Consider the following 18703-nt stretch of genomic DNA (forward strand, 5'->3'; position numbering starts at 1 on the left):
CGCCCATTAACATAATGAATTGAAACAATTTCAAAAAACGAGCGAGCTTCAAAGTTACCTACATTCCACCGGGAAATCGATTGGATTTGTACCCACGATGGGAGCACTGCATGAAGGACATTTGGCCTTAATGGAGGCATCGAAAAAAGCTTGTGAACTAAGCGTTTGCAGCATTTTCGTCAATCCTACCCAGTTTAACGATCCCAGTGATTTCGATAAATACCCGGTAACGCTCGAAGCAGATCTAGAAAAATTACGAAATGCAGGCTGCGATGCGGTTTTTTATCCCAGCGTTTCCGAAATGTATCCAAACGGAACTGCGGATTTAAAATCATATAATTTAGGCTTTCTAGAGACTATATTAGAGGGGAAATATAGACCTGGGCATTTTCAAGGGGTATGTGTCGTCGTGGATTTATTACTGCAAGCGGTGCAGCCTACAAAGCTCTTTATGGGTGAAAAGGATTACCAGCAAATTGCCGTAGTACAAAAGATGTTAGAACTAACGAATTCATCCGTTGAATTAGTGAAATGTCCTACCGTTCGATCAGCAGAAGGTTTAGCACTAAGCAGCCGAAATGCCCGATTATCTGAGGAACAAAAAATACAGGCTTTGGCCATTTACAAAGGATTCAACCTTTCCTCCGAGTTTGCATTCAAACAATCCCTTCTGGAAAACGGTTTTGAATCCATCGATTACGTGGCTTGCGTGGACCCTACTACCTTACTAGAAAAGCCTTACGGCGAAAAACCCTGTCTTATTTTAGTCGCTGCCTTCATTGGCGGCGTCCGCCTAATAGATAATAAAACATTTTCATGAGCTACTTAAAAGAAGTAAAAAGAATCACCACGACTGGCCTTCAATCCATGAAAGTTCGGGGGAAAAAAATTGCGATGTTAACTTGCTATGATTATACCATGGCGACGCTTTTAGACGCTGCAGGAACAGACGTGCTTTTAGTGGGAGACAGCGCCAGTAATGTAATGGCGGGTCACGAAACAACCTTGCCTATTACGCTAGACCAAATGATTTACCACGCCCAATGCGTCAGCAGAGGAGCAAAAAGAGCGATGGTTTTAGTGGATATGCCTTTTGGTTCTTATCAATCTGACAGTGCTATCGCACTTGCGTCTGCTGTTCGAATTATGAAAGAAACGGGAGCGCACGCGGTGAAATTAGAGGGAGGAGAAGAGGTGTTAGAATCAATTCTGAAAATCACAAAAGCTGGTATTCCCGTTATGGGTCACTTGGGCTTAACTCCCCAAAGTATCCACCAATTTGGATCGTATGGTCTTCAAGGGAAAGGCGAAGAAGCCGCGGAAAAATTGATAAAAGAAGCGCTTATGTTACAAGAAGCTGGTTGCTTTGGGTTAGTAGTAGAAAAAATTCCTGCTGCTTTAGCAGCAAAGGTGAGCGCTGCCTTACAAATTCCCACCATCGGAATTGGAGCAGGGGTGAATTGCGATGGACAGGTTTTAGTGATGCAAGATATGCTAGGAATGAATAACGAATTCAAGCCTAAATTTTTACGTAAATATGCGGATTTAGCCGGAGAAATTACGCGTGCAACAAGCGCCTATGTGCAAGACGTGAAGCAAGCGCAATTTCCTTCAGCAGAAGAATCGTATTAAGCAAGATGGTTTTTCTCGTTTGGAAAAATGACCGTAGGATGCCAAGTTTTAGCCTCCTCAAAGTCCATTAACGCATACGAAATAATGATAACTATGTCGCCTACGACGCCTTTTCTAGCCGCGGGACCATTTAAGCAAATAACGCCAGAGCCTCTTTTGCCTTTGATTAAATAGGTTTCGATGCGTTCGCCATTATTGACATTGACTACTTGGATTTTTTCGTGCTCGATCATATTCGCCGCATCCATTAAATCTTCGTCCATGGTTAAACTGCCTACATAATCTACGTTTGCTTCGGTAATCGTAGCGCGGTGAACTTTGGATTTTAAAATTTGAATCTGGTACATGGTTTTGCGGATTGATTTATTTTCCCCAAAATTACCAAATTATTAACAACCTCGTATGATACTCTGCTTTGACTTTGGAAATACACGCCTAAAATATGCGTTTTTTGATGGCTCTCAGCTGCGCGAAACGGGGTTTGTCGCGGATGTGTCACTGGCAAGTATCGCTGAACTTACGTCTACTCATACCATCAGCTTCATCGCGATTTGTAGTGTGATTGAAATCCCTGATGCGATAATTGATTTTTTGAAGGCAAATTTTCAAGTTCGTTTGATTGCCAAAGAAGACGCGACAGTCCGTTTCTCAGCATATGACGCTTCTACTCTAGGCCTTGATCGCCTCATTTTAGCCGAAGCTTGTCTCGCTGAATTTCCAAGTCAAAATTCTCTTTGTATTTGTTTAGGAACCTGCATCACCTACAATTTAATTTCTTCTGAAGGCGAATTTATAGGGGGCGCGATCAGTCCTGGCTTACAGATGCGCGCTAAAGCAATGGCTGAATTCACAGACAAATTACCGCATGTATCGCTTAAGCCTGATTTTACACCTTGGGGAACAGACACTGATTCTAATCTAAATGCAGGGGTAATGGCGGGTACATTTTTCGAGATTGATGGATTTATAAAAGAGGCTGAATCCCGTTTCACTACTCTTAACGTGATCTTAACGGGGGGAGACGCTGGGTATTTTGCGGAACACTATGTAGTGGATTCGGAATTAGCTTGGAGGGGTTTTTTGTCAATAATCCCTAAGAGTTAATCGTAATGAAAACGATTTTCATTATTCAGCGAGGTCCTTATATACTTTCTTGCCTGCTCTTAATGATTCGATAGATTCATCCAATCGCTGTTGATTCTTGCGAGAGGAAAGTTCATGCTGTGTGCTTTTAAGGGAATTATATTCCTCTAAAGACATTATTACGACCCCAGAATCCTTTCCTCGGTTTATAATTAAGGTATCAAAACTTTCGGTCACACGATCAAAATAGCTCTTAATATCTTTCCTGAAGTCTGATAAAGTAGTCGTTAACATAATGTACAATTTTATGTACAAATATATGTACATATTTTGAAAATAACAAATAAAAAAAGCCCCGCAATTGCGAGGCTCTTTCTATGCTATAAATCAAAGATTACTTGAATCCAATTTTCTCTAAACCCTTGTGGCTGATTACGATCGCCTCTAAAGCCGTTTCGTTAAAACAAGCATCTTGCTCTACGAAATAGTATTGCATACCCGCTAATTTCTTGTTGTCTAAAATACGCTTGAAATCAATCTTTCCATTACCCACTGGAGCGAAGCGACCTTGATCGTCCATATCCTTTACGTGCCAAATTTTGAAACGACCTGGATAGCGTTTGAAATAATCCACCGGATCTGCCCCCGCTTTCGTTACCCAGTATAAATCCATTTGGAAGTTAACATTCTTTGGATTGCAATGCTCTAATAAATACTCGATCGGAACAATACCGTCCGCATCTTTTTGGAATTCAAAATCATGGTTGTGGTATAACAATTGCAAACCGCCTGCCGTACATTTCTCGCCTAATTTGTCTAAGATTTCTGCCAAATTCTTAGCGCCACCTTTCATCGCTAGTTTCTTGTTTACTGCGTCATACATAAACAAGCCCATTGGGGGAACTGGTACAACAAAGTACTTGAAACCTGCCGCTTTTAAATCAGCGATTTGTTGATCAATATTTTCAAACGTTACTGTTCCTTGGTGTGCCGAAATCGGCGTTAATTTCATCTCATCTAACAATGATTTGAAATCCGCTGGAGACAAATTATAGAATTTACCATTGTTGTAACCCGCAGATTCTACGTTTACATAACCTGCTTGTGCTACTTTTTCTAAGGTTGCGCGTGCATCTTTCATAGCATCACGAACCGTGTACAAGGCTAAACCGCCAAAACGCTTGTCAGATTGCACCTCCTTATCAGATGCTTTGAACGAGAATAGGGTCATCGCCGTTAAGGCTAATACCGCTACAATTGATTTCATTTTCATAGTTAACGTAGGATTAAATCATTAAAGGCACAATTTAATGTATTTTTTTGATAAAATAGAACCCGGATTCGATTTAACTGAAATTCGCTAAAATCCGACCTCGGTCTTCATTCTCTTTTGTGTTCTTGTGGTAAAGCTCCACAAAGACAATTTTGTCCTCCTCGGGGAAATGAGCATAAATCAACCGAAGTCCTGAATTAACCTCTCTACCTTTTAACGATTTACAGGCTATTTTTTTGACCTTAATAATACAAGTTGTAAGACCTAAATCTGAAATTTCGAAACTAAAAGGTGGGCGCTGATTAGGCAATACTCCTAAAACAAGCTTAAGTACTTCCAAATCCCCTAAAAGGGATCGGTATTTCTTTTGTAAGAATTTTAGCTCCTTCTGGAATTCATCTAATTCTAAAAAAATCATGGTGCTTCTGCCTCCTCCCCATAATTTCTAACAGAAAAGGGAGCTTCCCGATAAAAAGCTAATTCATAATTAATTATATCTCCATCTTTCGACGCTAACCAAGGCATATCCTTGTGAGAGTACTCGCTTATAGCGGAAGCAGACCAGTCACTCATTTGCTCGATTACGCGATCCATAACTTCAGCTTCACTTGCTTTCAATACTTTTAAGTCAGCTTTTACTAAGGGCAAATAACGGGTTTGCGGAAAGCCTCGATAAACTGATTTAACGCGCTGTAGCTGTTTTTTTTCAATCATCTGCTGAATAAGGTTATCCAGTTTTTGAGGGACAGGGCCAAAAGGTAATTTGCGGTATTGTGCTCCTGTTAAGTGCTCCTCATACAATTCGTAATAATTGAAATCCGAAAAATAAAGTAGTTTATACAGGACTGTTTCTCCTACATTGGGCTTTCCAGCGCAACGCTCTAATAAATAGAGTAACACATTTATAAATTTTTCTACGTGAAGTTTGGGTACGGAAATGCGTTCTTTTTTTTCCAAAAGCGCATTTTCTTCTTCCACAAAATCAGGATTCAAATCAAAATCAGGGGATAAAAATTCATCCAATGAAAAGCCAAGTTGAAGCGAAAGTTTATGCAATTCTAATACATCGACGCCCCTATTCCCTAATTCAATTTGAGTCAATGAGGATCTAGAAATATGTACTTTCTTGGCTAAATCATCCTGAGACAAGCCTTTCCGCTTCCGAAGCTCTGTTACTCTATAACCGATATCTTTTTTAGTGAGTTTGTCAGACATTTCGCTATTGTTTAGCACTATGATGAATCAAAGATAAACAATTGTTTGATAATAAAACTATCAACTGTTTGATAATCAAACTTTCTCGATAAAATAAGAAACTAAGTTCGCCCAGTCTCCTTTGGCATCGTACCAAAGACTTTTTAAGACTATAGATAGCTGCGGATCAGGTGCTGGTTGCGACAAAGATTCTTTGAATGATTTCATCAGAAATTTTCTTTCTTAGCTAGGCAAACGACGTCCGTATCGATCAGTTCTAGTGACAAAACCATGTCCTTTACCGCGTCTTTGTATTTCTTAAAATGGGGCGTTAAAATATGAGACTGATACGCTTCCACACTCGCGTAAACTTCGAAAATAATGATGCTCGTCGCGTCTTTTTTATCCGCCACTGCAGTGTACGATAAAACACCTGGTTCCACTTTTATCGCGGTATTCATCTGCTCATTTAAAAGCGATTTATAGACGTCAAGTTGCTTCGCATCGACTTTGATTTTCGCAATGCGGTGCATGCGATTGGAGTCTTGGGCATAGATTTGGCTAGCCATTAGCAGAAATAGAACGAAGAAAATTTGTTTCATTTTAGGTGGGGATTTGTTCGGTTACTACTTCATTTCCTGCGATATCGAAATAGGTACAGGTTAATTTTTCGAGGTTAACTTCCCACTTTTCGATGCCCGTTTCAGCGCACATCTGAATGAAAGCGGGGTAGTCTGTTTTGCCTTGTTGGTGGGCTATTAGCTCTGATTTAAATAAGGGGATGTTGACAGTTTTCGCTTTGGACAAAGCCTCATATTTTCCGGTAGCCTGCACTAGATACTCTTCCGCGCCAAAATAATCGATGTGCCCATCCGCCACAAAAGCTATGTAATTCATGACACCTAATGCTTTCAAGTCGCGAATATATGGAGGGAAATCGGCCCCTGATTTGACGAGGCTGTGGGCGGAGGTTATTTGGTCAAGGGTAAACATCAGGTCATTTTATAATTCTCAAAGCTAAAACTTTTCCTCCTAAATGCCGTTAAGCTACTAAACAAACTAAAATGATCAAATCCATTTTTAGCATCCTGATAACCGGAATCTTCCTTTCTGCTTGCAATATGCTTCATTCCACTACTACTATTCAGGCGAACGATGCGTTTATTCTAGGAAATAATAAGCATGGCCGTTTTACTGCGAGTGTGACTAATACTTCGACTTCTCCATTAACGGTTTGGCAATATCCAATCGATGGGGGACGTCACTCTCCTTTGACGTTACAACCCGCAGCAAATGTGAAACTTAAAGTAGGGAAAAATACCGCTCTTCGAATTGAAAATTCATCTGATAAATCGGTGGACGTTAAGCTAGATGTGAAGGGTGATGTAGGGCTTTCGATGGGATATAAAAACTAGTCCAAAGAAATAGCATATTCACAAACTAATCGACATCTATCGTCCAACGTAATAAAATATTTTCATTTATTTCGTTTAATTCAGTTATTTCATTTAATTTCGTAAATCAACTTAAACAAATGGAAGCCGAAGCAAGAATAAGTAGACCCACTAAAGAGGAGCAAAGGGTTGCGAAAGAATCCTATGAAGCGCTATCTGCGACTTTGGAATCCCTTCATGCAACAAACCCAGAAATTGAAATTGAAGAAACCTCTGAAAAAATCAGGGTTCCGCTAAAGGCCTTAAAGCTATTGGCAAAAATCCTAAAAGCGACAAGTCAAGGTAAACCCATTTCCATCGTTCCCATAGCAACAGAAATGACTACACAGGCTGCATCCGAATTATTGGGATGCTCAAGACCCCATTTGATTTCATTGCTAGAAAGTGGAGAAATTCCTTTTATCAAAGTAGGAAAGCATCGTCGAATTAAATTCGAAGATATTATGCAATACAAAGCCCACATGTATTCCAAACAACGCGCGCGAATTATCGACATGATGAAAATGGATGAAGACCTCGGGCTTTATGATTCATAGCGTTAAGTTTACCTGCTTTCTGGACACTAATGTCATTTATCCGATCTTAACCCGGGATATCCTCCTATGGTTTGCCCACTATGAATTATATACTCCAAAATGGAGTCCTGATATTTTTACGGAATGGGCTGATGTTATGAGGCGAAAAAATGTTTCAGAAGCAGAAATACTAAAGCGCATTGAAAATGTAAATTTGGCATTTCCGGAGCTATGGTTCAAGACTATGAATCTATAACGAAAACATTAAAACTCCCTGATTTAGACGAATATCAGGTATTAAATATTTGTCGAAAAAATGGATTAAAAGATACTGCAGATTACCTGCATGCATTATTATAAAACACTATTTCCCATACTCCTCCAACTCAATCGTATCGTCCGTCGAGGACTTATTCTTATCGGAAAATAGCTGCCCAATTTTTTTCACGAACTTACTCGAAATCAAGTTGAGAATCGTGTTCAAGAAGAATATTCCGAGCTTCGTTTTAGGGTGAGCTAGCCTAGGAACACCCGGAGGAAGCTTTTGGATTTCCGTCACATAAGGCCTGAACGCTTTGTCGTAAGCGGCAAAGGCATCGCTATGATCGTCATGGCGAGATAATTCCCCCGCTAATATATACGCACCCACCACCGACAAACTAACGCCCATTCCAGTTAATGGGGAGGGACAAAAGGCAGCGTCGCCAGTCATGGCACAACGGCCTTCGGACCAACGGGGTGCGAAAACCTGGCTGATGGCGTCAAAATAAACGTCCGCATTGTTATCTAATTCCGCTAATACCCGTTTAGCTTCCCAACCAGCATCCGCAAATTTTTCCTGCAACAAGGCTTTTTGGTCCTCTTGTGACAGTTTTTCGTAACCCTTGGGTTCCGACATAAACGAAAAAGACGCACGTGTGGTGCCTTCGTTGTCAGGGCGCATGAAGATCACGCGGGCGTCAGTCGCATTATACCAGCGAGCCCATCGACTATCAGTAGCTGTTCTGGGAATCGTAAAATAGGAAACATAAAGACCCACCGGTTTTACGACAGGCTCATCGCCAAAAATCAAACTCCGCGTCCGCGAACGAATCCCATCCGCACAAATAACTAAATCAAAATCACGGATTTCACCGTTTTGAAAAGTGACTTTTACCCCATCTTGATGTTCATCGAGCGCGATAATTTGATTGCCAAAAAGATACTCGACATTTTCCTTCGTATGCTCGTATAAAATCTTCACTAAGTCCCCACGAAGAATTTCTAATTCACTCGTTCCCAAATTGGATTCGCCTTTCGGTAAAGCGGCCTTGGTGACATTATTTTTATCAACAAATAAAACCCCTAATTCCCCCGTATCCGCTGCTCGAATCTCCTCTTCGATGCCCATCCATTGGGCAATTTTTTGGGCGGCTCCCTTGATGTCGACGTTTTGCCCCCCTAAACGTAATGATTCCGCGCGCTCTACAATCGTGACTTCAAAACCATATCGGTATAACCAAAAAGCGAGGGTTGGGCCAGCGATGCTTGCGCCTGAGATGAGTATTTTTTTTGCCTTCATATTAATTCTTACACTGCGATGAAAAACAATAGCTCGTTGCGTAGGTATATCGCTCAGCACTTATCAAGAGCTTTCGGGAAAAGTGCCGGTATATTTTAGTTAGCTATTGCTTGGCCAAATGTAAGCAAATTATGATCCGGACCTAAGAGAGCTTAACTTAATAAGGACTTCGGAATCCGAATCTTTCAGCACAAGAAAAGGTTTCACACCTGTTGCTTTTATATCATTTCCTTTCATCGCAAAAGCTTCTTGTTTATAATCTGCGATGAATATCTCTGTACGAGCAGGTAAGGAATAAGTCTTGGTTTCAGCCGGATTTAGATTACTAACGCGGGTTTGTATTTTACCATCTGGAGTATAAATAATTAACGAGAGATGATACACATCTTTGTAATCATTGGAGAAATTGATGTTAATATTGTCCTGGGCTTTTACAGAAAATACCATCAAGAAAAGACTAAGGATAAAGGCTACTTTTTTCATAATTGATTGACTAAAAAACAGACTTGATTACATCTCTAAAAATCAAGAAGAGATAGACTATAACGCCCACAATCACTTGGTTTCGATACTTAGTAAAGAATTGTTTCATTCAAGTGAAATTAATAAGTCAAATTAAATGATAAACCATTACATATCCATAACTCATATTATTTATCTTGTCATTCTAAACCTCGTAAACCTATGAAAAAGCTATTTATTGCCATTCTCACCTGTTTGGCATTCAATACCATCGCGCAAGATGGAACGATTTATCCGCTAGAAGCACCTAAAGAGCCTAATGCGATTCCTTTAAATACTGGTTCTGTAAAGGACCAGCCGGCGCCGGAAACGTGGTTTCGCCAGTGGGGCGATCCGATGGCGCGGAATATTTCCCAAGCTACTTTAACGCCTTTCTTCCCTGAAAAGGGCAAGGCAAATGGGGCTGCTGTTATTGTGGCGCCAGGTGGGGGATACCGTTGGCTTTCGATGGGAAATGAGGGCTGGGAAGTGGCTGAGGCTTTGGCCAAAAAAGGAATAACCGCTTTCGTCCTAAAATACCGCTTGTTCCCAACCCCTGAAAAATTAGACGACTTTACGGCTTGGATGAACCGTCCACGTCCGGCACCACAAAAGACAGACAGCACGGCAAAGAATACGAATCCAATGGCTCAAATGGATCTATCGAACCAGTTGACTGACGCAGAGGCTGCCTATGCCATGATCATCAAAAACGCGGCAGCCTGGGGAGTGGATACACAACGTATTGGCATGATTGGATTTTCTGCTGGCGCTGGTTTAACGATGCACGCAACCCTTAATTCGAAAACGATGAAACTTGCCTTTATTGGACCCATTTACGGCGGAATGGGCCCAGTAAAAGTGCCTGCGAACGCACCTCCTATGTTTAATGCGATTGCCTCAGATGACTTCTTATTTAACTCCCAGTTTGGGGTGATTGAATCGTGGTTCAAAGCGGGCAGACCGGTGGAGTTTCACTTATACCAAAACGGGGGTCATGGTTTTGGTTTAGGCAATCCAAACAGAACGAGTAATAAATGGTTTGATGCGTTTATGCACTGGTTAGATGTGAATAAATTCTTAGCGGCGAAATAGGTTCAGAGAATGATGAACAAACAAGATATTATCACCTACTTTTTCGAGAATGACGGAGATATTCCGAACAACATTCTCCCCGTGGTAATTTATAAAAATGCCCTTCAGCACGCTGATCAGAAGGATCGGGAAGTATTATTTTGCCAAAACGGATGGGGGAATAACTGGCACGATATCATATTAACCGAAGACCATTTTCATAGCAATACGCATGAAGTTTTGGGACTTAAAAGTGGCCAAGCACGCTTGAAGCTAGGTGGTGAAAAGGGAGAAATTGTTACCGTGGAAAAGGGAGACGTAATCATCTTGCCCGCAGGTGTTGGGCACTATTCGGTCGACAATTCGATAGAATATCAATTTGTTGGAGGCTATCCGAATGGCGCAGAATGGAACCTGAAGTTTAGTTTGAAAAAGGAAGATAGTTCATCTATTTTGGCAGAAATCGCTAGTATTCCACTTCCAGAAAAAGATCCTGTGTTTGGAGATGATGGGCCAGTATTTGAGTATTGGAAATAAATGATTTGATACGAAAGATGAGTAGAATGAGCACACCAGCATGGAAGTGAAAATAGAAGTAAAAATCAGCTGTGCCGTTAAAAAATTTGGCAAAATACGAAGACCAAAAACCCAGTAAACCAGAAGGACTAGTCCAAAAAAGTAATATCCCGATAAGTCAAAACGTAATTTAGCTGCCTTGATTTTCATGCCCAAACGCCTCCTTCGCAATCATAATAGCCGTCATTGCCTTTGGCCAACCTACATAGAAAGCTAAGTGGGTGATAACTTCCACGAGCTCCGCTTCCGTTAAGCCGTGCTCTTTGGCATAATTCAAATGAAATTTGAGTTGGTTGGAATGTTCTCCAGCTACCAAAGCCGCCACGGTAATCAGGCTCCTTTCGCGTCTTGATAGTTCCTTGCCCTCCCACACATCGCCAAACAATACATTGTCTGTGTAGCCCAATAATCTTGGGGCAAAATCACCTAACATTTTCTCTGCTGCGGATACGTTCTTTTCTTCGCTCATTTTATAATTCGTTTTAACAAATATAAGGTAATCACTTCGTTTAATAAATCTTGATTGTATCTTCTAAAAAAAACCACTACTACACTTATATGAATTTGCTGTATATGAACACCCAATAGGTTAAGATCTGGATTCGAACCAAAACAAAAAGTCATTATTTCATGTTTAGTAGATATAATTTTGAAAAAATAAATATGAACAATAAAGAACTTTTACAACAAGAAAATAGCAAAGTACATCAGGAAGTAATAGACGCAAATGCTACTTATGCAGAGTCTTTTGGTGAAAAAAGCAATCTAGCTTTACCTCCGAGCCGGAAATTTGCCATATTAACTTGTATGGATGCTCGTTTAGACCCGGCTAAATACGCGGGTTTATCGGAAGGTGATGCACACGTAATCAGAAATGCTGGCGGAAGAGCAAGTGATGATGCCATTCGGTCTTTAGTGATTTCTCACAAATTATTGGGAACCGCTGAATGGTTTGTTATTCACCACACCGATTGCGGAATGGAATATTTTACGGACGAAATTATCCGTGATTTATTAGCTAAAAGTCTTTCAACAGCTTCGGTTGACGAAAATGGTTGGAAAAATGTGACAGAAGAAGGTGGCTCAAATGAAGCCAAGCATATATCTTTCTTGACTATCAGTAATCAAACAGAAAGTATTATTGACGATGTGAAAAGAATTAAATCGCACCCTTTAGTGCCTTCGTACATTCCTGTTTACGGTTATATTTATGATGTTAAATCCGGAAAATTAATAGAAATTCCGGAGGCAACGAAAGTGGGTAGAGCCAATTAACACATAGAATTAATTTAACAAAAAGGAGGTCACTTATGACCTCTTTTTTGTTTTAAACTACCAGCTAACTAATCGTGTGAAATGGTAGAAACTAGAAAAATAGATTGAAGATTTCAATAAATATCAATCCAAATACAATGGAAAGATTTACAATGAGGACCATTTTTTGCCAAGTAGGCCTGTCACTCCATTTTTGTTCTGGATTGAATGGGTCAAATGCTAAACCTATGCCCAGCGATGCCGCTGCTTGCATATAATCTTTAGAGAAAAGTGCTTGAAATAATCCTAATAGTAAAAAACCGATGTAGAGGAACTTGTTAAATGATGTTTTCATGGAGCTATCGTTTAATTTATCCCAAAATTAAGCGCCAGAATTCTATCAAAATTGTACTTTTAGGACACTATTTAATTTCCCAAATAATCTTATCGCCGTCCACTTTACTCGTTGATTTGAAAAAGTCTTTCGGATTATGATGAGTGATTTTTCTAAACTCTTTAATGAAATAGGACTGGTCATAATACCCTCCTTCATAAGTAATATCTGTTAAATTCTTCCATTCAGCACTATTCAACTTGTTCGTTAAAGAGCTTCTAAATCGAAAAATTCTACGGTATTCAACGGGACTACAACCCATGTGTTTTTGGAAATACCTTTGAAAGGTCTTAGCGTTCAGTCCTACTTTACTTGCGATGGTGGATATCGCCATTTTTTCATCGCTATTTTCTAACAATTCTAACGCCATTTCAACGGTAGAAAACTCAGGATGATCAACCAATTGTGAAAGCAAAAATGATTCTATTTTGCTAATATCATCATCCCCAGAAAATAAAGTTTCACCCAATTTTCTCCACACATCATTCACCAATTCCTGTGAAAAATGAGGCGCCAAAGAAAGATAATTGTCCTTAAAAAATCGGTTTATTCCTAGAGGCTTGAAGATGACCGAAATCTCTCCTAAATATCCTTTATATTCTAAGAAAACGGGAGTCGTATACTTACCGAGTATTTCAATATGAACGCTATCCGTCCTATTTTCGGATACTTGAAGAGTCCAATCATGCCTTTGAACCGAGGCCCCCTTCATAAAAGAAAGGCCCGTGTTAAAATGCGGGAACGCTAAGTAACTAAAAGAGGAGTTCGGTTTGCCTTCGTAAAAATAGAAGCATTCTACGTACTTTCTCAGAATGGGAGAAGAGGGTTCAATGGTCTTTATCACAAAAAAGAGAGATTTTTTAAATCATTAGTTCGGCGACTAATTCTTGCGCATTGAAAAGACCGCTTTGTCCATTTTAGGGGGGGTGCCAAAAGGATAATTAAAAGAAACACTGTTTAAATAGGCAAAAACCTTACCTATTTCTTCCTTGCTCATTCCTACATAATGTGTAGCCTCTTCTTTTTGATCAAAAAGGTTTCCAGAGGTGCTATATGTCCGATCTAATTTTAGCATGATCAAATATACTATGAATTTTTTTAATCCTTCAAACAACCCTAAATACAACAAAAAAGCCGATCATTTCTGATCGGCTTGCTCCCTTAATAGGTGAAATGTTGCAGCCTTTTTCATTGCTTGAGCTTCCGTCCATCAAGAAATTAAAGCGTTAAATTCCTTTTTTGGCGGCTGCCATATCATTAAAATTTATTACTATATCCGAGTCGTATTACTTGGGTTTCATAATAGTCGTCACTCGTATAATAAAATCCTTGACCTTGGATATCTTTTTTAATTACCATTGTGTTTAGCAAGTCTGTTGCGTTAAAAAACAATTCCCCCTTTCCTTTTTGAATTGCTTTTTTTAATCCGAAGTCTAACGAAAACCTTGATTTTATTTTGCCTTGTGGAATAATATCTGGCGCTAAATATATGGCTGTTATTTGTGCGTCAATATTGTTAGGAAAATGAAACGAGTTATTCATTTTTATGTTTCCTGAATATATTTCTTGTTGGTCCGCTGAAAATGTATTTGTTAAAGGGTATTTGTTAACAACCGTAAATGCATCAATCTGATTTCTGTATCCATTTAAATTGATATTGAATGAATATAATTTAGAAATTTCTTGTTCTAAAACCATCTCAACCCCGGTATTGTAGCTTTTATTTGCGTTTTGAAATACGGCATAAATTAAATTGCTTGGTGGAACGGTGCTTGAAATTCTTGTGATAGTTCCATCAGCAAATCGATGATAAATAGCATTGTATAAACTGCCTTTTCCCCAACTTTTTTTATAGCCCAATTCTATCGAATTTGTAAATTGTGGGCGCAATGCAGGATTACCAACTTTAATTATTTCTGCGTCATCATATTTTGGGAATATTCGAATATCTACTTCATTAGGTCGGTCAACTCTTCGGTTGTAGAAAAAAGAAATTTTATTGTTTTCATCTAATTTGTATCCCAAACGCAAATTTGGGAAAGGCTGGGTGTAATTATACCCATCGCTTTTATAAACGATATGGTCAGGATTTACATCATACTGTATTTTTACATATTCCACTCGTAATCCTATTTCGGCTTCCCATTGTTTGTTTTCAAAAATGTAGTTGCCATAAACCGCAGGTATTAATTCTTTATAAGTTGCCCAACCACCAGCATTGATGTCTAAAATAGAATTTACCCCTGGAATAAACTGCATATTGGTTGGAATATTTCTATTACGAAATTTTATGCCTGTTTCTATTCGTCCGTATTTAAGCGGTTTTATATAGTCAAAATTTAAATCATACACCTGCTCATCTGACAATAACTTAAACGCATCCGTTCCAGTGGAGGTTGGCAAATAATTGTCATAAAAGTATTTTTCATCTTCTCGATGAAATGTATAATTGAAACCAATGTTTAGTAAATGTCCCGCTTCTATAAATTTATGCTGATAATTTGCAGTTGCCATTAGGGTCGTTTTTAATTCATCTTCTAAAAACTGCCAAAGTCTTTTTCGTTCTGAAAAATCGCCGTTAAAAAAGGGTTGGTCCCCTCGGTCTATAATTTTTTCACTGCCAAACAGACCTGAAATAGTCAATGAGTTTTGGTCATTGATTGCATAATCAACTCCAGATTTGAGTGTTGTAAAATGTGTATTTCTATTCCGTTTTAGTTGTGAATTTCTGACTTCCCCATTATCATATTTTCGTGTTACATATTCATTTTTATTAAGCGTTTCAGTGTAAAGATAATCGCCTTGAAAAAATACATTTATATTATTTTTCTTGTAATTCAGCGATACGCTTGGATTTATTTTTGGTGTAAAAGTGTACTGCGGTCTTATCGTTGGTAAATTTTCCTTTCGCTCCCATAGCGACCCTAAACCTGTTGTAAAACCTACTTTACCATTAAACCCTTCTTTCTTATTTTTTTTGTAAATGATGTTAATTATTCCGGCGTTCCCGTTGGCGTCATATTTGGCAGACGGATTGTTGATAATTTCAATTTTTTCAATGGCAGAAGCCGGAATATTATCTAATCCAGTTTGGTTGCCAAAACCTGTCAATGCTGTTTGTTTACCATCAATAAGAACGGTTACTTTATCATTCCCACGCAACTGAACTTTTCCGTCTTGTACAGTTACACCTGGCAAATTTTGCATTGCTTGAAGTACTGAACCTCCATTTTGACTAATATTGCCTTTCAAAGAAAATGTTTTTTTATCCATTTCCTCGCTTATTCCGGCTGTTTTTCCTATTACAGAAACTTCTTGTAATTCGGTGGATTTTTCTTCTATCTCAATGGTTTTAATATCAAGATATTCAGATAAATTCCCTATAAAAAGTGTCTTTTTTGTTGGTTTATAGCCTACAAAGGAAACTTCTAAATAGTAGTTGCCTGATTTTATCTTTGATATTGAAAACCGTCCATCTTCGTTGGAAACAGTACCACTTATAAAACTACTGTCTTTTTCGGTTTTCAAAACTACATTTACATAAGGCAAATTAGCTTTGCTATTTTTGTCTTTTACAATTCCTGATAAGGTTACGTTAGTCTGAGCTTTTGTGATTGAGAAAATCAAACATTGAAAAATTATAATGAACAAAAATCTTAATCGTTTCATATTCCCTTGTTTTTTGACAAATTTAATCAAAAGCACACTTCTTTTACGAAAAATGAGGTATTGAAATTGAAAAAGATGCAACCACAAAAAATGTCTCTTTACAGAAAGATATGATGGTTTTTAAACAAAAAAAGAGGTCGAAATGACCTCTTTTTGATTTGTGCTCCCTCTCCTGGGCTCGAACCAGGGACCCCATGATTAACAGATTTTTTGGGGTCATAAAGTAATGTTATCATATGGGGTTTAAACCCTCATTTAGTCGAAATTAAAAATAGATTTATAACGAATGTCCGACTTTGTCCATACTTGTTCGACATTCTTGGCGTGATTCTTGGCGTATAATCAATCTATCATTTGTGTTCTTTCAACATAATCTAAATATTTGTGAATAATAATCCCATTTATTTTAGTAACCTCATCCGTTAATGTATAATTAAGCGGATACATTTCTTTCAATTCGTTAAATTTTCCAACCAATACCTCTCTATCTATAATTTTTTCAAGTCGGAGAAAATACGAATCGGATAGCTCATCATCATAATAAACAACTGGTTTATGACTTATTTTAGTTACCTTATTTAAGATAGAACGAGCCACCTTTAAGACATTTCCTTTTGCTTGAATATAATTAAGTACCCTTTCGCAGAACATTTTATCCTGCCCATATTGAAAGATTAAATTTATAATATCGTGGCATTTGTTGTCATCAGGGTTTTCAAATATTAGAGACCTTTCTAAATCAAATATATTTTCAATTTCCTCTAAAGCTACCTTTTCAACAGAATTTAAAATCTCTTGGTTTTTCGGTTCTAACTCCAATGCCTCTTTAAATTGAACAATTAAGTAAAACTTTCTTAATAGATGAGCACAATTATCAATTGTTTCTTTGACAAACGAATCAAGTTTAGATAATGACCCAAGGTTTTTAAATACATGATGAATTGGACTCATACCAAAAATAAAGTCGAATTCATTAATTCTGTTAAAATAATCAGAGATACAATAAATTTGATAGAGCTTATACTTGGTATCCTCAGAAATTGAATCTTCAGAAATTTTAAGATATTCAAATATTTGATTGAAATTTACATCGCTTAATTTTTCAACTTCTATCAAACTTTTCTCCAATATTGAAGTTTCAATTCCATGAATAATGGAATCCAAATCTTCTGTTGAAAGCTCGTTTTCAAGTAATCCAATTTTTAAATACCGGTCAAAATTAGTTTTTAATGCTACTCTATTTTGCGCCGACAAGTTCTTTATTCTTTGTTGACTCAGAAGCAATTGACGAGAACCGAAAAGTGTGTTACTTGGGAATAAATAGGAAATTATACTAATTATCTCCGTTTTCTTGTACCTGACAGTATCTATAAAAGAGAAAAAATAATCGCCGGTTTCAGTTGTACTACTTGAGGAATCCAAAAATTTAAATGGCTGTTCGAGTGTTTTATTAAATAAATAATCTTGAAACTTTATAATTTGACGAAATACCTCAGGAGCATATAATCTTAATATTTCAAGAATAATCAAATCATTAATTGATACCTCCTGTTTCAAACATTCTCTTAAAAAGGAAATGGAATTAATTACTCTTTTTACATCTCTTGGCGTTTTAAGTAACATGAATGAACAATCCCGAAGTCTTCCATTAAATTCGTAATCATCAAACAGATTTATCTTAAGTTTACTTGAAAATTCTGAAAGTCTATTGATAAGAAACATATGCCTGTGATGATTACTCAAATGAGGAATTGGCAAGGGGATATTTATGATTTTTTCTAAAAACTCCTTCCCTCCATTTAAATCCCCGCTCCCCAAATAATCGGCATTGAGTACATTAGAAACGACTTCATCATCAAATGCAACAATATAAATTAGATTATTAAAATCAGCGGTCAACTTTAAAAGTTTAAAGAGTTGCCTTATTTCAGTGTTATCCAATCTATCAATATCATCAACAAATATTATTAATGGTAAAGCCAAATCGCTTAAAATCACATTAATTCTCTCCTTAACGTCTTCTAATGTATGCTTCCTTTTACTTAATTTTTTCCCTATACCTTTGGTTATACCCTTAGCAACATTTGAAAAATCTACCCCAAATGGTCCGATTTTTATCTCCGGTACTGCTACAAACTCTCCATACTCCAACAAACATTTACCCAATTCTTTTACTGAATCCTTTAATTTCTTGTCTGATTTAGAGCCTAAATGAATCTTCTCAAACAATTTTATAAGCATTTGAGATTCTGATTTATATCGCCAAGGATTAAATTCCTCGGTATAAAAAAATTGTTTCTGTAATTCTTTTTTTAAGAGGTTTAAAATACTTGTTTTCCCCGTTCCCCAAGCTCCATTTATACCAATTATAGTACAATCCTTAGTTTTATTGTTTTTAATATGATTGGCAATGGAGTTAACATAATCAACTCTTGAAAACTGGTCATCAGCTTCTTTTATAATTGGTTTGTCTATTTCAATCATAGCTTTAGGAAATTTTTTATCTCTCTAAAGTTATTGTTT

At 37.8% G+C, this 18703-nt stretch carries 22 protein-coding genes; 8 read left to right on the plus strand and 14 right to left on the minus strand.

The genetic code is table 11. The annotated features are described in order from the left end of the window. The first annotated feature begins 19 nt into the window (after positions 1-19). Together panC and panB are read left to right on the plus strand one after the other, a co-directional pair. A complete protein-coding gene (panC, locus tag G9X63_RS04930; protein ID WP_130895664.1) occupies positions 20-820 on the plus strand; it encodes a pantoate--beta-alanine ligase in 801 nt (266 codons plus the stop codon). Then, positions 817-1632 (plus strand): 3-methyl-2-oxobutanoate hydroxymethyltransferase, encoded by an 816-nt coding sequence (gene panB, locus G9X63_RS04935; RefSeq protein WP_130895663.1) that lies wholly within the window; start codon positions 817-819, stop codon positions 1630-1632. Before panC ends, panB begins: the two co-directional genes overlap by 4 nt. Here panB and panD read toward each other — a convergent pair. Beyond that, positions 1629-1979 (minus strand): aspartate 1-decarboxylase, encoded by a 351-nt coding sequence (gene panD, locus G9X63_RS04940; RefSeq protein ID WP_130895662.1) that lies wholly within the window; start codon positions 1977-1979, stop codon positions 1629-1631. The two genes, panB and panD, sit on opposite strands and share 4 nt — an antisense overlap. Positions 1980-2034: 55 nt before the next feature. Here panD and G9X63_RS04945 point away from each other — a divergent pair, with 55 nt between their 5' ends. Further along, entirely contained in the window at positions 2035-2736 is a 702-nt protein-coding gene (locus G9X63_RS04945; protein ID WP_252624697.1) for a type III pantothenate kinase, read from the plus strand. 21 nt (positions 2737-2757) lie between these two features. Here the strand turns inward: G9X63_RS04945 and G9X63_RS04950 are convergent, their stop codons facing one another. The 5 genes from G9X63_RS04950 to G9X63_RS04970 all read right to left on the minus strand — a co-directional run bounded on the left by G9X63_RS04950 (position 2758) and on the right by G9X63_RS04970 (position 6175). After that, entirely contained in the window at positions 2758-3009 is a 252-nt protein-coding gene (locus tag G9X63_RS04950; RefSeq protein WP_252624698.1) for a type II toxin-antitoxin system Phd/YefM family antitoxin, read from the minus strand. 100 nt (positions 3010-3109) lie between these two features. Then, positions 3110-3982, minus strand: coding sequence for a sugar phosphate isomerase/epimerase family protein (locus G9X63_RS04955; protein WP_130895660.1), 873 nt, complete (start codon positions 3980-3982; stop codon positions 3110-3112). Positions 3983-4402: 420 nt separating this feature from the next. Further along, positions 4403-5203 carry a type II toxin-antitoxin system antitoxin SocA domain-containing protein gene (locus G9X63_RS04960; RefSeq protein WP_252624699.1) on the minus strand — a complete coding sequence of 267 codons (801 nt, stop codon included), beginning with the start codon at positions 5201-5203 and terminating at the stop codon, positions 4403-4405. A 206-nt stretch (positions 5204-5409) separates the two neighbouring features. Further along, the gene (locus G9X63_RS04965; protein WP_201738089.1) at positions 5410-5784 is read right to left on the minus strand and encodes a putative quinol monooxygenase; all 375 of its coding nucleotides are present in this window, start codon (positions 5782-5784) and stop codon (positions 5410-5412) included. A 1-nt stretch (position 5785) separates the two neighbouring features. Beyond that, a complete protein-coding gene (locus G9X63_RS04970; protein ID WP_130922393.1) occupies positions 5786-6175 on the minus strand; it encodes a DUF1398 domain-containing protein in 390 nt (129 codons plus the stop codon). Positions 6176-6246: 71 nt separating this feature from the next. On the opposite strand from G9X63_RS04970, the gene G9X63_RS04975 reads away from it, so the two are divergent. Next, a complete protein-coding gene (locus tag G9X63_RS04975; RefSeq protein WP_223129786.1) occupies positions 6247-6597 on the plus strand; it encodes a hypothetical protein in 351 nt (116 codons plus the stop codon). A gap of 119 nt (positions 6598-6716) precedes the next feature. Continuing rightward, complete coding sequence (locus G9X63_RS04980) at positions 6717-7172, plus strand: helix-turn-helix domain-containing protein (protein ID WP_252624701.1); 456 nt, start codon at positions 6717-6719, stop codon at positions 7170-7172. A 343-nt stretch (positions 7173-7515) separates the two neighbouring features. Here G9X63_RS04980 and G9X63_RS04985 read toward each other — a convergent pair whose 3' ends face one another. Both G9X63_RS04985 and G9X63_RS04990 read right to left on the minus strand, forming a co-directional pair. After that, complete coding sequence (locus G9X63_RS04985) at positions 7516-8712, minus strand: FAD-dependent monooxygenase (protein WP_252624702.1); 1197 nt, start codon at positions 8710-8712, stop codon at positions 7516-7518. Positions 8713-8841: 129 nt separating this feature from the next. Further along, on the minus strand, positions 8842-9195 hold the full coding sequence (locus tag G9X63_RS04990) for a hypothetical protein (protein WP_252624703.1): 354 nt from the start codon (positions 9193-9195) through the stop codon (positions 8842-8844). Positions 9196-9396: 201 nt separating this feature from the next. Between G9X63_RS04990 and G9X63_RS04995 the strand changes: the two genes are divergently transcribed. Both G9X63_RS04995 and G9X63_RS05000 read left to right on the plus strand, forming a co-directional pair. Next, the gene (locus G9X63_RS04995) at positions 9397-10308 is read left to right on the plus strand and encodes an alpha/beta hydrolase (protein ID WP_252624704.1); all 912 of its coding nucleotides are present in this window, start codon (positions 9397-9399) and stop codon (positions 10306-10308) included. A gap of 9 nt (positions 10309-10317) precedes the next feature. Beyond that, positions 10318-10824 (plus strand): cupin, encoded by a 507-nt coding sequence (locus G9X63_RS05000; RefSeq protein WP_252624705.1) that lies wholly within the window; start codon positions 10318-10320, stop codon positions 10822-10824. Between the two features lie 169 nt (positions 10825-10993). Here the strand turns inward: G9X63_RS05000 and G9X63_RS05005 are convergent, their stop codons facing one another. Beyond that, the gene (locus tag G9X63_RS05005; RefSeq protein WP_252624706.1) at positions 10994-11332 is read right to left on the minus strand and encodes a carboxymuconolactone decarboxylase family protein; all 339 of its coding nucleotides are present in this window, start codon (positions 11330-11332) and stop codon (positions 10994-10996) included. A gap of 194 nt (positions 11333-11526) precedes the next feature. Here G9X63_RS05005 and G9X63_RS05010 point away from each other — a divergent pair, with 194 nt between their 5' ends. Further along, the gene (locus G9X63_RS05010) at positions 11527-12138 is read left to right on the plus strand and encodes a beta-class carbonic anhydrase (protein WP_252624707.1); all 612 of its coding nucleotides are present in this window, start codon (positions 11527-11529) and stop codon (positions 12136-12138) included. A 91-nt stretch (positions 12139-12229) separates the two neighbouring features. Here the strand turns inward: G9X63_RS05010 and G9X63_RS05015 are convergent, their stop codons facing one another. The 5 genes from G9X63_RS05015 to G9X63_RS05035 all read right to left on the minus strand — a co-directional run bounded on the left by G9X63_RS05015 (position 12230) and on the right by G9X63_RS05035 (position 18664). Further along, entirely contained in the window at positions 12230-12472 is a 243-nt protein-coding gene (locus G9X63_RS05015) for a hypothetical protein (RefSeq protein WP_252624709.1), read from the minus strand. Between the two features lie 67 nt (positions 12473-12539). Then, a complete protein-coding gene (locus tag G9X63_RS05020; RefSeq protein WP_252624711.1) occupies positions 12540-13355 on the minus strand; it encodes a helix-turn-helix domain-containing protein in 816 nt (271 codons plus the stop codon). 36 nt (positions 13356-13391) lie between these two features. Beyond that, positions 13392-13586, minus strand: a complete 195-nt coding sequence (locus tag G9X63_RS05025) for a hypothetical protein (RefSeq protein WP_252624713.1) — start codon at positions 13584-13586, stop codon at positions 13392-13394. 182 nt (positions 13587-13768) lie between these two features. Continuing rightward, on the minus strand, positions 13769-16180 hold the full coding sequence (locus G9X63_RS05030; protein WP_252624715.1) for a TonB-dependent receptor: 2412 nt from the start codon (positions 16178-16180) through the stop codon (positions 13769-13771). A 342-nt stretch (positions 16181-16522) separates the two neighbouring features. Continuing rightward, on the minus strand, positions 16523-18664 hold the full coding sequence (locus tag G9X63_RS05035; RefSeq protein WP_252624716.1) for a KAP family P-loop NTPase fold protein: 2142 nt from the start codon (positions 18662-18664) through the stop codon (positions 16523-16525). Positions 18665-18703: the final 39 nt, after the last annotated feature.

The sequence above is a fragment of the Aquirufa antheringensis genome, assembly GCF_023921165.1.
Lineage (GTDB): Bacteria > Bacteroidota > Bacteroidia > Cytophagales > Spirosomataceae > Aquirufa > Aquirufa antheringensis.